Raw genomic sequence first — 14,983 nt, forward strand, 5'->3', positions numbered from 1 at the left:
TTGGCGATGGATATGGAAAATAATAAAAGTGAATATAGACTTGAAATGTCTGGAATATCTAAAAGTTTCGGAATTGTTTCGGTTTTGGGAAATGTAAATCTAAAAGTAAAACATGGAGAAATTCATGCGTTACTTGGGGAGAATGGAGCGGGAAAATCTACTTTAATGAAAATTTTAAGTGGAGTACATCAAAAAGATACAGGAAAAGTTCTTTTGAACGGTGAAGAAATAAATCCTAGAAATACACATGACGGTCAAGTTTTGGGTATTAATGTGGTATATCAGGAGTTGTCATTAGTAAATGATTTATCTGTAGCTGAAAATATTTATTTGCACAAGTTAGGTTCAAATAAATTTTGGATGAATTGGAAAGAAATCACTAAAGATGCTCAGGAGTTAATAGATTCTTTAGGGTTTGATATTGATGCTTCAGCTACTGTAAGAGATTTGAGTATTGTTCAAAAACAAGTAGTGGAAATTGCAAAAGCTATTTCTGAAGACACAAAAATTTTGGTTTTAGATGAGCCTACGACAGTCTTTGATCCTACAGATACTCAAAAATTATTTGATAACTTATTTAAGTTAAAAGAAAAGGGAATTTCAATCATTTACATATCTCATCATTTAGAGGAGGTATTCAAAATAGCAGATACGGTAACTGTTCTTAAAGATGGTGTAGATACGGGTAGTATGCCAGTTTCTGAAATAGATACGGATGGTATTATACGTTTAATGATTGGTAGAGAATTAAAGGATTTGTATCCACTGAGAGATGTGGTTGTAGGTAAAGATCCAATTTTTGAAGTAAAAAATTTAACGGCAAAAGATACTTTGGTTCATGATGTTTCATTTTCGGTTAAACCAGGAGAGGTTCTTGGTATTGCTGGTTTAGGTGGTAGTGGAAGAACGGAGACTGCAAAATTAATTTTCGGAGCACATAAAAAGAAGTCTGGAAGTATTTTTTTAAATGGAGAAGAGATAAAAACAAAATCGCCAGTTGAAGCTGTTGGTCATCAGATAGGTCTAGTGTCTGAAAATAGAAAAGAAGAAGGTGTCTTTTTGCCACTATCTATCCGAAAAAATATAAGTGTAACAGATTTTAAATCAATTTCAAGTAAGCTAGGTTTTATTAAAACGGATAAGGAGTTTGACGGTGTTAATGCTTTAATGAAAAAATTGAGTATTAAAGCACCAGGATCTGAAGTTGAGGTTAAAAACTTAAGTGGAGGTAACCAGCAAAAAGTTGCTTTAGCTAAATGGTTGAGTATAGATAGTAAAGTCATAATAATAGATGAGCCCACACGTGGTGTAGATGTTGGGGCAAAAGTTGAAATCTACAGTCTTATTAATGAGGTGGCTAAAAAAGGGGTTGGAGTAATTGTTATTTCATCTGATATGCCAGAAATAATGGGAATTGCAGATAGAATATTAGTGATGCATGGAGGAACTATGTATGGGGAATTACCAAAAGAAAAGTTCTCAGAAGAAAACATACTTCGCTACGCTATAGGAAAACCTTTAAAATAATTTAATAACAAAAAATCAAACAAATGGCTTTAACTCTAAAACAGCAACTTAGTAGCCCAGGAGGGATATTAAAGTTTTTAATAAAGTACAATACAATATTCATTTTTTTAGTGCTGGTACTATTTTCAGCATTTATTTCAGATGTATTTTTCACATCCGTAAATCTTAGTAACCTTTTAAAGCAAGTATCGGGTATTGGGATTATTAGTATAGGTATGCTTATCGTTATTCTAACAGGTGGAATAGATTTATCCGTAGGTTCAATGGTGGCATTGTTGGCGGTAACATTTGCGATTTTCGTAAACATTTTTGCATTACCACTTGCAATTCTTTTGACCTTGGTAATTGGTTTTGGTTTAGGTAGTGTGGCGGGTTATTTAGTTGCTTATCAAAAAATGGCGCCATTTATAGCAACCCTTGCATTAATGACCGTTGCAAGAGGCGCAGGATTTATGTTGTCAAAAGGTTCTCCTGTGACATTTGAAACTTATGGAGGGCTGTTTATGTCAAATTTTGCTAATAATTCAATTATAGGCATTCCTAATATAGCAATTGTGTTTTTTGTTATTGTAGCCGCGGCTTTTATAATGTTGCGTTATAATGTTTTTGGTAGATTAATCATAGCAATTGGTAGTAATGAGGAGGCTTCTCGTTTATCAGGTATTAAAGTAAGTAAATATAAATTTTTAGTGTATGCTATTTCTGGAACACTAGCGGCAATAGCGGCAATCATTGTAGCTTCAAGAACAAACTTAGGTTCTCCGAATATGGGGATATCTTGGGAGCTTGATGCTATTGCGGCAGTCGTAATTGGTGGTGCTAGTTTAAATGGGGGTAGAGGTTCTGCAATTAACACTTTAATGGGGGTGTTAATTTTAGGGTTGATTAGTAATATTCTTAATCTTTTAAATGTGCCGTCTTATCCACAACAAATAGTAAAAGGTGGTATTATCATATTTGCAGTATTGCTGCAACGTTTCGAAAATAAATAATAAAAAATTTATGGAAAGTATAAAATTGAACGCTCAGAATTTGAGCAAGTTTGAAGCTAAAGTTGCTATTCCTACATATGATAGGTCTTTAGTAAAGGCAGGAATTGTTCATGTAGGAATAGGTGGGTTTCATAGAGCCCATGAGGCTTTATATACCGATCAATTATTGCATAAAAGTGGCAATGAAAATTGGGGTATTTGTGGGGTAGCACTTTTAGAATTTGATCAGAAAATATACAATACACTTAAAGATCAAGACGGACTTTATACGCTTATTGTAAAAGAATTGGACGGTTCGTTAACGAAAAGAGTCATTGGTTCTATCGTAGAGTATTTATTTGCACCAGAAAACCCTAGTGCTGTAATTGAGAAGATGGCAAGCTTAAACACTAAGATTATAACACTTACAATAACAGAAGGGGGTTATAATTATAATGAAGCTACGAAGCAGTTTGATTTTTCAAATCCATTAGTGCAGCAAGATTTGGAGCATCCCACAAAACCAAAAACAATATTTGGGTATCTTACACAGGCTCTAAAGCTTCGAAAAGAAAGAGGGCAGAAGGGAGTAGCATTACAATCTTGTGATAATGTTCAAGGAAACGGCCATATGTTGCAAAATATGCTGTTAAGCTTTGTAAAAAAAGCTGAGCCTAGTTTGTTGGAGTGGATTCAGAAAGAAGTTTCTTTTCCTAATAGTATGGTAGATAGGATCACACCAGCAACAAGTCCGGCAGATATTCTTAATTTAAAGAAGGAATCAGGTATTGATGATGCGTGGCCAGTAGTTTGTGAGCCTTTCAAACAGTGGGTTATTGAAGATCATTTTGCAAATGGAAGACCAGCTTGGGAAGAAGTTGGTGCTCAATTTACAGAAGATGTAGTTCCATATGAAAAAATGAAATTGAGTTTACTTAATGCAGGACACTCTGTTTTAGGAATTTTAGGGGCTTTAAGAGGTTATGCTACTATAGATGAAGCAGCGTCAGATTCCAATATAGCTGATTTTCTGAAATTATATATGGATAAAGAAGTGACACCTACTTTGGGGGACCTGGAAGGAGTAGACTTAGAAAGTTATAAAAAGTCTTTACTTGAGCGTTTCGGTAATGTGTATATTAAAGATCAAATTGATAGAATTTGCTCAGAAACTTCTGCGAAGCTTCCTATTTTTATATTGCCTACAATTAATGCGCAATTAAAAGGAAATGGGAAGATTAAATTTGCCGCATTTGTCATAGCGGCTTGGGCTATTTATTCCCTAGGATTAGATGAGAATGGTAATCCATTAGTAATCAAAGATGCATTAGCAGATGTGTTGCATCAGAAAGCTATAGCAGCTAAAAAAGAACCAAAAGAATTTTTATCAATAGAATCTGTTTTTGGGGATTTAAAAAAATCTGAGGTTTTTGTTGATGCATACCGTAAATCATATCATGATATCTTGAAAAATGGTGTTGAGAGATGTGTTTTAGATTTAAATAATGAGATCTTAAATAAAATATAATGAGTGATATAACTTGTTTTGGTGAAGTGCTATGGGATGAATTTCCCGAGCATAAAAAAATTGGAGGAGCGCCATTAAATGTTGGGATTCGTTTAAATTCTTTAGGAAACAATGTGTCTGTGATTAGTAGAATTGGTGCAGATGCTAATGGAAGAGGAATTTATGAGTATATCAAAGAAAACGGAATTAATGGAAATGGCCTGCAGGTAGATGATACCTTAAAAACAGGAACCGTTAAGGTGGTGTTGAATTCAAAAGGGTCTGCGTCTTATGACATCATGTTTCCTAGGGCTTGGGATAATATAGAATTGTCTTCTACTGCAATAAAAACGGTTAAATCCTCAGAGGCTTTTATATATGGTAGTTTAATAGCAAGAAATGAAAAGTCAAAAGAAACACTTCATGAGTTGCTTAAGATTGCTGCTTATAAAATTTTTGATGTTAATTTAAGAGAACCGTATTACACAAAAGAAGTTCTTGAGTATTTAATGCTTCAAGCAGATTTCGTGAAATTCAATGATGATGAAATTTATGAAATCAGTGAAATGTTAGGTTCAAAGTCTATTAGTTTGGAGCATACCATTCAATTTATGGCAGAAGCTACAAATACAGATACCATATGTGTTACTAAAGGTAAGCATGGAGCTGTCCTTTATATAAAAGGTGTATTTTATCATAACAGTGGCTATCATATAGATGTAGTAGATACTGTTGGTGCGGGAGATTCTTTCTTAGCAGGATTAATCGATAAGTTATTGAAAAAAAATAAGCCACAGGATGCAATTGATTTTGCTTGTGCTATTGGTGCCTTGGTGGCAAGTAAAGCAGGAGCAAATCCTGAAATAAGTCAAAAGGAAATTGAAGTTATGATGACTTCCTAAAGTTGGAGTTGTTTTTTTTGTTGAGTTGCGCACTTTGATCATGGCATGGTTAAAGTGCGTTTTTTTTATAGCATCTTTTTGTTCATTAAGACTAAGCATTCTTTTATAGGTAACGATCTTAACTTAGAGAGATAATAATTAAATCGTTTTCTAAATAAATCGTGAACAACTAAATCCTTGAAGATGGCATTTTTTTCTAAAAATAGTTGAGGGTTTTGATGTGAAAGTGCAGCGGTTCTAATAAGTTGGTTGCTTAAACTGTCTGAAATATCAAAAGATTTTCCAAAATCATCAATTCCATCGTAATATTTACACCAAGCAGCCATGACAAAGGTTGCGTATTCTATTGATTGTTGATTGCTTAGCTGTTTTGTGAGCGTAGGGAAAACAAAAATCGGAATTTTTGATGAACTTTCTTTGCAGATTCTAGATAGTCTATCGTGGATATAAGGATTTTTAAATCGGTCAATGACTTCTTCCTTGTATGCTTCAAGATTGTATTGGTCAGTGTTTTTTAAATTAGGGGTAACTTCAGTATCTATGTAGTTTTCTAGAAAAAGAATAAAATCTTCGTCATTAGCTACTTCGTGAACATATTTATATCCGTTTAATGCTCCTAGAATACCTAAAATAGAGTGCCCTGCATTTAAAATGCGAAGCTTTGTGTTTTCAAAAGGTTCAATCTTTTTTACAAACTGTATCCCTACTTTTTCCCAATCGGGTCTTCCGGCTATGAAATCATCTTCAATAATCCATTTACTAAAAGGTTCGCACACAACAGGCCACTGATCGTAAATATGATGGGTTTTTTTAAGTAACTCTATATCCTTATTACTTGTAACGGTAGTAATCCTGTCTACCATAGAATTAGGGAAACTAGTATTTTCTTTTAGCCAAGGTAATAAGGTAGGCTCTGTTTTTTCTACATAAGTATAGAAAGATTTTTTTATGGTATCTCCGTTGGCTTTTATGTTGTCGCAACTAAGTATGGTGCAACCGGGTAAACCTCTATCTTTTCTTAACTTAAATACTTGGGTCAAATAACCAAATACTGTTTTGGGATTAAATTTACTCACCGAGTCCTCTTCAACTTCAGGATGAGTTAAGTTAAACTCTCCTGTTGTTTCGTTTAAGTGGTAGCCATCTTCGGCAATGGTGAGTGAAATTATTTTGATGTCTGGCCTTGCTAATCGCTCAATCGCAGCTAAAGGGTTTTCTGGGCCGTAGAAGTATTCTATAATAGATGCTATAATTTTATACTCTTGAGTGCCATCGGCATTTTTTGTTACTAGGGTGTAAAGGCCATCTTGATCCTTAAGGATATTATATATTTTTCGATCAGATTCTAATAAGTCAATACCGCAAATACCAAAATTTAATTCATCATGTTTTTCAATGAGTTCATGGATGTAATAGGCTTGGTGTGCGCGATGAAAATTAGATAATCCAATATGAGCAATACCTGTCTTTATTTTATCACGATCTATTTTAGGTTTCAGGATACTGTTAGCTAAGGAATGTGAGTTTTCAGTATTTAAATAGAGCAAATTTGACATAGATACTTCATATATATTAAAAGGTGAAATTAGCTATTCCTTTTTAGGTATTAAATTTATTATGTTGCTAAGTTTAACGAGCTGATAAATTTACTAAAAAAGAAACTGAAATCAAGGGGTTTCAATTTGTAGCTAAAACAAGGCTGCTTCTGTTGGTTCTATCATCGTGTTGGATGTTTTAATTCTTATATTTGTTAATCACAGTATGGTGGAATATGGATTTTAGAAAAAGAGATAATGTTACGGTAGATTGTGTGGTTTTTGCTTTAGATGCAAATGGCCTTCATGTGTTGTTGCGTAATAGAACCTTAAATATGTATGATGATGATTTTCTAGAAATTAATGACTGGGTAATCACAGGGTACTATGTTTTTAAGAGTAAAACGTTAGAAGAATCCGCAGATCTTATTTTTAAGGAAATTACTGGGGTTTCGCAGGCTGATAAAATTCAGTTCCAAACGTATGGGAATCCAAGTAGAATTAAGTCAGAAAAAGATTTGCTCTGGGTGCGGAGTAGGGGAGTGCAAGCTCAAACTATGGCTATAGGGTATTATTATGCATTGCCTTTGGAGGTAGTGAATCTTAAGCATGACGGTTTTAAGTGGTTTAAATATCAATCATTGCCAGAATTGGGTTTTGATCATAAAAAAATACTAGTTGATGCTTATGAGGATCTAAAGAAGAAAATAATGACAGAACCTATTGTTTTTAATTTTCTACCGGTGAAATTTACATTGAATGATTTGCAATTTGCATATGAGTCAGTATTAGGTATAAAGATTGATAACCGGAATTTTAGAAAGAAGTCTTTAGGGAAGCCCTACATAGTTCCTTTAAACGAAAAAAGGAAAGGGGTTTCTAAAAAGCCATCTAAACTCTATGTCTTTAGTAAAGATGTATATGATACCGTAAAAGAAAAGGATTATATTATAAGTGTATAGTTACTTATATAGGATGCCCTTGTGATTCTAGGAAAGCATATTATTTTAGCTACAACTATTCATTACTAAAGAATAGTATGTTCTATTAAAAATAAATTAATCTTTTTTTGAGTGTTAAGTCTTTGTTTCTAGGGTGTTATAAAAACGTCAAAAAAAAGATTGAATTTTTTTTTCAAAAACGCTTGTAGGTTTCAAAAGAGGGTGTATATTTGCAGCCGCTTAGGGAAACAACGATACTGAGATAAGCGGTTAAGAATACGAAATAAAAGTTCATTGACATATTGTAAGACAGCGTTTAATTACTGGAAACGGTAATTAAATAAATTGAATTAAAGAATTAGCTTAAAGAATATTAAGGGCTAGGATTCGGATGATTTTGTTGTTGGTTTAGGATGTTATATAATATTTACAAAACAACGATGAAGAGTTTGATCCTGGCTCAGGATGAACGCTAGCGGCAGGCCTAACACATGCAAGTCGAGGGGTAACAGGGAGCTTGCTCCGCTGACGACCGGCGCACGGGTGCGCAACGCGTATGCAATCTACCTCTTACTAAGGGATAGCCCAGAGAAATTTGGATTAATATCTTATGTGGTATATGAGTGGCATCACTTATATATTAAAGGTTACGGTAAGAGATGAGCATGCGTCCCATTAGTTAGTTGGTGTGGTAACGGCACACCAAGACTTCGATGGGTAGGGGTCCTGAGAGGGAGATCCCCCACACTGGTACTGAGACACGGACCAGACTCCTACGGGAGGCAGCAGTGAGGAATATTGGACAATGGACGGAAGTCTGATCCAGCCATGCCGCGTGTAGGAAGACTGCCCTATGGGTTGTAAACTACTTTTATACAGGAAGAATAAGATCTACGTGTAGATTGATGACGGTACTGTAAGAATAAGGACCGGCTAACTCCGTGCCAGCAGCCGCGGTAATACGGAGGGTCCGAGCGTTATCCGGAATTATTGGGTTTAAAGGGTCCGTAGGCGGGCTGTTAAGTCAGAGGTGAAATGCTGCGGCTCAACCGTATGCACTGCCTTTGATACTGGCGGTCTTGAGTTATAGTGAAGTGGCTAGAATAAGTAGTGTAGCGGTGAAATGCATAGATATTACTTAGAATACCGATTGCGAAGGCAGGTCACTAACTATACACTGACGCTGATGGACGAAAGCGTGGGTAGCGAACAGGATTAGATACCCTGGTAGTCCACGCCGTAAACGATGGATACTAGCTGTTCGGTTTTCGGACTGAGCGGCCAAGCGAAAGTGATAAGTATCCCACCTGGGGAGTACGTTCGCAAGAATGAAACTCAAAGGAATTGACGGGGGCCCGCACAAGCGGTGGAGCATGTGGTTTAATTCGATGATACGCGAGGAACCTTACCAGGGCTTAAATGTAGATTGACAGGTTTAGAGATAGACTTTTCTTCGGACAATTTACAAGGTGCTGCATGGTTGTCGTCAGCTCGTGCCGTGAGGTGTCAGGTTAAGTCCTATAACGAGCGCAACCCCTGTCGTTAGTTGCCAGCATGTAATGATGGGGACTCTAACGAGACTGCCGGTGCAAACCGTGAGGAAGGTGGGGATGACGTCAAATCATCACGGCCCTTACGTCCTGGGCCACACACGTGCTACAATGGCCGGTACAGAGAGCAGCCATCTGGCAACAGAGAGCGAATCTATAAAACCGGTCACAGTTCGGATCGGGGTCTGCAACTCGACCCCGTGAAGCTGGAATCGCTAGTAATCGGATATCAGCCATGATCCGGTGAATACGTTCCCGGGCCTTGTACACACCGCCCGTCAAGCCATGGAAGCCGGGAGTGCCTGAAGTCCGTCACCGTAAGGAGCGGCCTAGGGCAAGATCGGTAACTAGGGCTAAGTCGTAACAAGGTAGCCGTACCGGAAGGTGCGGCTGGAACACCTCCTTTCTAGAGAAAAACATCTCAATGATAAAATACGAAAGAGTTCTAGTCCTTGTATTTTTAAGTTATTAATTGTTCAAATTGCTGTCTTATAATTATGTTATTATAATATTGATAGAGTCTGTTAAAGGATTCGCTAAGTGAGAGTCTCATAGCTCAGCTGGTTAGAGCGCTACACTGATAATGTAGAGGTCGGCAGTTCGAGTCTGCCTGAGACTACAAGCTTAAAGTTTGGTTATTTATTTAATCAAGATACGTTCATTAAAATTGAGGATACTAATTTAAATTAGTATCACTTGAAAGGAAATTTTAGAGGTTGAGTATAGCCGTTATAAGTACTGTTAACTAATAACTGTTAACTGATCACTAAAAGACGGGGGATTAGCTCAGCTGGCTAGAGCGCCTGCCTTGCACGCAGGAGGTCATCGGTTCGACTCCGATATTCTCCACCAGGCAATGCCTGGAGATATTTATATCTTCAGGTATTGAGGAGGAATCATTGATAATTTTATTGTCAGTGGTGACTCACCACAAGTTCATTGACATATTGGGACAAAGTGAATTACAATTATCTTCAGGGATATTGTAATCACAAGAAAACACAAATTTAAAAATAGAGTAAAGTACGATAGAGGTACTGCTGTATTTATACAGTAGTAATTTATATAATAGAATAAAAAGGACTAGTGACAAGCTAGAAAAGGGCGTATGGGGGATGCCTAGGCTCTCAGAGGCGATGAAGGACGTGATAAGCTGCGAAAAGCTGCGGGGAGGTGCACACAACTTGTGATCCGCGGATATCCGAATGGGGCAACCTGTCTGGTTGAAGGCCAGTCGTGATCGTAAGATCAAGCAAACCCGGTGAACTGAAACATCTAAGTAGCCGGAGGAGGAGAAAACAAAAGTGATTCCGTTAGTAGTGGCGAGCGAACGCGGATTAGCCCAAACCAGTATTGTTTCGGCAATGCTGGGGTTGTAGGACCACGATATTTGATGCGCGATGAATTAGAACTATTTGGAAAGATAGGCCGAAGACGGTGATAGCCCGGTATAAGTAAAGGACGTTATTGATAGTGGTATCCTGAGTAGTGCGGGGCACGTGAAACCTTGTATGAATTTGCCGGGACCATCCGGTAAGGCTAAATACTCCTGAGAGACCGATAGTGAACCAGTACCGTGAGGGAAAGGTGAAAAGAACCGTGAATAACGGAGTGAAAAAGATCCTGAAACCATACGCTTACAAGCGGTCGGAGCCTTTAGGGGTGACGGCGTGCCTTTTGCATAATGAGCCTACGAGTTACTTTTACTAGCAAGGTTAAGATTTTAAGGATCGGAGCCGTAGCGAAAGCGAGTCTGAATAGGGCGCCATAGTTAGTAGTAGTAGACGCGAAACCGTGTGATCTACCCATGGGCAGGTTGAAGCTTTGTTAACCCAAAGTGGAGGACCGAACCCGTTGACGTTGAAAAGTCTTGGGATGACCTGTGGGTAGGGGTGAAAGGCCAATCAAACTCGGAAATAGCTCGTACTCCCCGAAATGCATTTAGGTGCAGCGTTGTGATAGTTTTATAGAGGTAGAGCTACTGATTGGATGCGGGGGCTTCACCGCCTACCAATTCCTGACAAACTCCGAATGCTATAAAATGTTTCACAGCAGTGAGGGCATGGGTGCTAAGGTCCATGTCCGAGAGGGAAAGAACCCGGACCATCAGCTAAGGTCCCCAAGTGTATACTAAGTTGATATAACGCGGTGGAATTGCATTGACAGCCAGGATGTTGGCTTGGAAGCAGCCATTCATTTAAAGAGTGCGTAACAGCTCACTGGTCGAGCGATTCCGCATGGATAATAATCGGGCATAAGTATACCACCGAAGCTATGGCTTCTGTACTCGGTACAGAGGGGTAGGGGAGCATTCTATGGGTGTTGAAGGTGATCTGTAAGGGTTGCTGGAACGCATAGAAACGAAAATGTAGGCATAAGTAACGATAATGCGGGCGAGAAACCCGCACGCCGAAAGACCAAGGTTTCCCCAGCTATGCTAATCAGCTGGGGGTCAGTCGGGACCTAACGCGAACCCGAAAGGGGTAGTGGATGGACAAGCAGTTAATATTCTGCTACCTGCTCACGCTAAAAGTGACGGGGATGTGGTGTTGGTGCGCGCTGACGGAATAGCGCGTTGAAGGGAGTGGTGACACCCCGATAGTACGATAAAGCTTCGGCTGCGTCGATAATCCAGCGTAACATCCTCCGAGAAAAACAAGTGAAGCAGCCCGTACCGTAAACCGACACAGGTGGTTGGGATGAGTATTCTAAGGCGCTCGAGAGATTCATGGCTAAGGAACTAGGCAAAATAGACCCGTAACTTCGGGAGAAGGGTCGCCCTCCTTTTAGGAGGGCCGCAGTGAAGAGGTCCAGGCGACTGTTTATCAAAAACACAGGGCTCTGCAAAATCGAAAGATGAAGTATAGGGCCTGACACCTGCCCGGTGCTGGAAGGTTAAGAGGAGATGTTAGTTTCGGCGAAGCATTGAATTGAAGCCCCAGTAAACGGCGGCCGTAACTATAACGGTCCTAAGGTAGCGAAATTCCTTGTCGGGTAAGTTCCGACCTGCACGAATGGTGCAACGATCTGGACACTGTCTCGGCCATGAGCTCGGTGAAATTGTAGTATCGGTGAAGATGCCGGTTACCCGCAGTGGGACGAAAAGACCCCGTGCACCTTTACTATAGCTTCGTATTGGTTCTGGGTAAGTAATGTGTAGGATAGCTGGGAGACTTTGAAGCGGCGTCGCCAGGCGTTGTGGAGTCATTGTTGAAATACCAGCCTTTGCTTATCTAGGGCCTAACCCTAACACTAGGGAACAGTGCGTGGTGGGTAGTTTGACTGGGGTGGTCGCCTCCAAAAGAGTAACGGAGGCTTCTAAAGGTACCCTCAGTACGGTTGGTAATCGTACGTAGAGTGCAATGGCACAAGGGTGCTTGACTGAGAGGCATACAGGCCGAACAGGTTGGAAACAAGAGCATAGTGATCCGGTGGTTCCGCATGGAAGGGCCATCGCTCAAAGGATAAAAGGTACGCCGGGGATAACAGGCTGATCTCCCCCAAGAGCTCATATCGACGGGGGGGTTTGGCACCTCGATGTCGGCTCGTCACATCCTGGGGCTGGAGAAGGTCCCAAGGGTTGGGCTGTTCGCCCATTAAAGTGGCACGCGAGCTGGGTTCAGAACGTCGTGAGACAGTTCGGTCTCTATCTACTGCGGGCGTTAGAAATTTGCGTGGATCTGACTCTAGTACGAGAGGACCGAGTTGGACTGACCTCTGGTGCACCAGTTGTTCCGCCAGGAGCATTGCTGGGTAGCTATGTCGGGATTGGATAAGCGCTGAAAGCATATAAGCGCGAAACCAGCCACAAGATGAGATTTCTTTAAAGGGCCGTGGGAGATGACCACGTTGATAGGCTATAGGTAGAAGGGCAGTAATGTCTGTAGCCAAGTAGTACTAATAGCCCATAGGCTTGCACAACTTGCCCCCTTTGATTAGGGGGCGGACTTCCTTTTTACATTACATAAGCCGTAAATCGTAGCTTACTTTAATTATATACAAGTGTTTTATGTGAGTGGTTATACCACCCATTTTGTCCCTTTAATATGTTAACAATATTAGTTGCTATACCATAGGTGTAGTACAAAGATTTAAGGTGACCATGGCGATAGGGTCCACCCCTTACCATTCCGAACAGGGAAGTTAAGCCTATCAGCGCCGATGGTACTGCTATACCAAGTGGGAGAGTAGGTCGTCGCCTTTTTTTAATTAAGTCCTCAATAGAAATATTGAGGACTTTTTTTGTTTATAGAAGGTTTGAATGTTTGTTATTATTACTTTTGAAAAGAATAGGTACAGTTCTATACTCCATGGAAAAAATTTCAAATTACAAAAAAGAAGAACTACTCAATACCCTTTCCCATGGAATAGGAATTGTTTTGGGTTTTATAGGGCTCTACTTTCTTCTTGCTAAAAATACGAACAAGAGTGAATATGCTATTTTAGGAATCGGTATTTATTCGTTTTCTATTATACTTCTATACACTGCTTCAACAATATATCACGCCGTAGCTGTACCTAAATTAAAAAGCAAGTTTAGAGTTTTAGATCATATTAGTATCTATTTCCTTATTGCGGGTACGTATTCTCCGGTAGCACTTATTACTTTAATTAATGGAAATGGTTGGCTATTATTTATCGTAGTATGGAGTATAGCATTTATTGGAACCATCCTTAAATTATTTTTCACCGGTAGGTTTGAAATCTTATCGCTCCTCTTATATTTAGTAATGGGCTGGTTAATTGTTTTTGATTTTCAGCATTTAGTGGATGCTACAACGCCTCTAGGAATTAATTTATTAATGTTAGGTGGAGGGTTTTACACCGTAGGGATTCTTTTTTATGCCATCAGAAAAATTCCATACAATCATGTTATATGGCATTTTTTTGTTTTAGGAGGAAGTATTAGTCATTGGTTTTTTATCTATTTAGATGTAGTGTAACATCAATTAGACAAAACAGCTTCAAAATCTTCAAAAAAATCTTCAAACTTTTTCATATTTTCATTCATGAAAATCATAGTTTCTTGCCAAGTATTTTTATTGTGAATAGAAACATGGTCTAATTTTACATAGACTCTAGATATTTCAGTTTGATTTTCTAAATAAGTATATTCTTCAAATTGTGCATCGGGTAGATAATCTTCTAATAATACAGATTTTAAAGAAGTCATTTTTTGCCATAAATCTATCCTTTTCTCAAGATCTTTGTTTTCTATATCTAAGGATACCAGTGCATGAGATGTATCAAAGTAAAATTTAAAAGAAAAATCTTTTATTTTGGTATGGTATAAAATCCATTTTTTGGGATAGGATTTTCCGAATGATATCCAGTAATCTTCTCTTAATTTTTTAGCTTCACTTTTACTAAACATTTATAAAAAATATGCGATTATTATTCCGATGATAATGACTAATAACTTACTTAAATTAAACTTATGTCCCTCTGAACTTTCAAATAAAATTACAGTAGAGATGTGTAAAAATACACCAATGGCTACAGCGTTTAATTCTGGTTTAATTGTAGAAAATATATCAATATTTGCTGCTAAATATGTTCCTAAAGGTGTCATTATTGAAAATAAGCAAATAAAGAAAAAGGCAGCTATTTTACTCATTTTTGAAGCAATCAAGAAAATGCTTAAAATTATGGCAATCGGAATCTTATGTACCAATATGGCATATAACATAGAATGATGATCGGCTATAGGAACACCTTCTAAAAGGGAGTGAACAGATAAACTTATGAATAATAGCCAAGGGAATTCAGTCTTGCTACTGTCCATATGCATGTGTCCATGTTCTGCTCCTTTAGAAAAAAATTCTAAAAATATTTGTAACAATATTCCCAACATGACAAATACACCCACTTTTTTTTGATCTGTTCCTTCATATATTTCAGGCAAAAGCTCAAATATAGTCAACGCCAAAAGGAAGGCACCACTAAATGCTAATAGGAGTTTTATGCTTTCTTTTTTCTTGGGTTTTATGAAATAAACAAATAGGAAGCTTACTAATACAGCTAAAATTGGTAATAAATAGGTCATGCCA

At 38.2% G+C, this 14,983-nt stretch carries 9 protein-coding genes, 2 tRNA genes and 3 rRNA genes; 11 read left to right on the forward strand and 3 right to left on the reverse strand.

All coding sequences use genetic code 11. The features are described 5' to 3' along the window. Window positions 1–12: 12 nt before the first annotated feature. Genes GQR94_RS13290 through GQR94_RS13305 form a run of 4 tightly spaced genes read left to right on the forward strand, consistent with a single transcriptional unit; the run spans window position 13 to window position 4,907 of the window. Window positions 13–1,527: a sugar ABC transporter ATP-binding protein gene (locus GQR94_RS13290; protein WP_158975953.1), complete on the forward strand. Its 1,515-nt coding sequence runs from the start codon at window positions 13–15 to the stop codon at window positions 1,525–1,527. Window positions 1,528–1,550: 23 nt separating this feature from the next. Next, window positions 1,551–2,519: an ABC transporter permease gene (locus tag GQR94_RS13295; protein ID WP_158975954.1), complete on the forward strand. Its 969-nt coding sequence runs from the start codon at window positions 1,551–1,553 to the stop codon at window positions 2,517–2,519. A gap of 10 nt (window positions 2,520–2,529) precedes the next feature. Then, a complete protein-coding gene (locus tag GQR94_RS13300) occupies window positions 2,530–4,026 on the forward strand; it encodes a mannitol dehydrogenase family protein (RefSeq protein WP_158975955.1) in 1,497 nt (498 codons plus the stop codon). Beyond that, on the forward strand, window positions 4,026–4,907 hold the full coding sequence (locus tag GQR94_RS13305; RefSeq protein ID WP_158975956.1) for a carbohydrate kinase: 882 nt from the start codon (window positions 4,026–4,028) through the stop codon (window positions 4,905–4,907). Before GQR94_RS13300 ends, GQR94_RS13305 begins: the two co-directional genes overlap by 1 nt. Window positions 4,908–4,972: 65 nt before the next feature. Here GQR94_RS13305 and GQR94_RS13310 read toward each other — a convergent pair whose 3' ends face one another. Continuing rightward, window positions 4,973–6,463 carry a mannitol dehydrogenase family protein gene (locus GQR94_RS13310; protein ID WP_158975957.1) on the reverse strand — a complete coding sequence of 497 codons (1,491 nt, stop codon included), beginning with the start codon at window positions 6,461–6,463 and terminating at the stop codon, window positions 4,973–4,975. Between the two features lie 191 nt (window positions 6,464–6,654). Here GQR94_RS13310 and GQR94_RS13315 point away from each other — a divergent pair, with 191 nt between their 5' ends. The 7 genes from GQR94_RS13315 (at window position 6,655) to GQR94_RS13345 (ending at window position 13,876) form a co-directional block, all read left to right on the forward strand. Continuing rightward, window positions 6,655–7,404: an NUDIX hydrolase gene (locus GQR94_RS13315; protein WP_233268313.1), complete on the forward strand. Its 750-nt coding sequence runs from the start codon at window positions 6,655–6,657 to the stop codon at window positions 7,402–7,404. Window positions 7,405–7,820: 416 nt separating this feature from the next. Continuing rightward, window positions 7,821–9,339 (forward strand): 16S ribosomal RNA (locus GQR94_RS13320). A gap of 139 nt (window positions 9,340–9,478) precedes the next feature. After that, a tRNA-Ile gene (locus GQR94_RS13325) sits at window positions 9,479–9,552 on the forward strand. A gap of 156 nt (window positions 9,553–9,708) precedes the next feature. Further along, window positions 9,709–9,785 (forward strand) — tRNA-Ala (locus GQR94_RS13330). 234 nt (window positions 9,786–10,019) lie between these two features. Continuing rightward, window positions 10,020–12,854 (forward strand): 23S ribosomal RNA (locus GQR94_RS13335). 171 nt (window positions 12,855–13,025) lie between these two features. Further along, window positions 13,026–13,137 (forward strand): 5S ribosomal RNA (gene rrf, locus GQR94_RS13340). Together the 16S, 23S and 5S rRNA genes with 2 tRNA genes alongside form the textbook arrangement of a ribosomal RNA operon. A gap of 106 nt (window positions 13,138–13,243) precedes the next feature. Next, window positions 13,244–13,876 (forward strand): hemolysin III family protein, encoded by a 633-nt coding sequence (locus tag GQR94_RS13345; protein WP_158975958.1) that lies wholly within the window; start codon window positions 13,244–13,246, stop codon window positions 13,874–13,876. Window positions 13,877–13,878: 2 nt separating this feature from the next. Here the strand turns inward: GQR94_RS13345 and GQR94_RS13350 are convergent, their stop codons facing one another. Both GQR94_RS13350 and GQR94_RS13355 read right to left on the reverse strand, forming a co-directional pair. Next, entirely contained in the window at window positions 13,879–14,307 is a 429-nt protein-coding gene (locus tag GQR94_RS13350; protein WP_158975959.1) for a DUF4268 domain-containing protein, read from the reverse strand. After that, entirely contained in the window at window positions 14,308–14,979 is a 672-nt protein-coding gene (locus GQR94_RS13355) for a ZIP family metal transporter (RefSeq protein ID WP_158975960.1), read from the reverse strand. Window positions 14,980–14,983 lie beyond the last annotated feature (4 nt).

Origin of the sequence: Cellulophaga sp. L1A9, assembly GCF_009797025.1 — a bacterium.
GTDB lineage: Bacteria > Bacteroidota > Bacteroidia > Flavobacteriales > Flavobacteriaceae > Cellulophaga.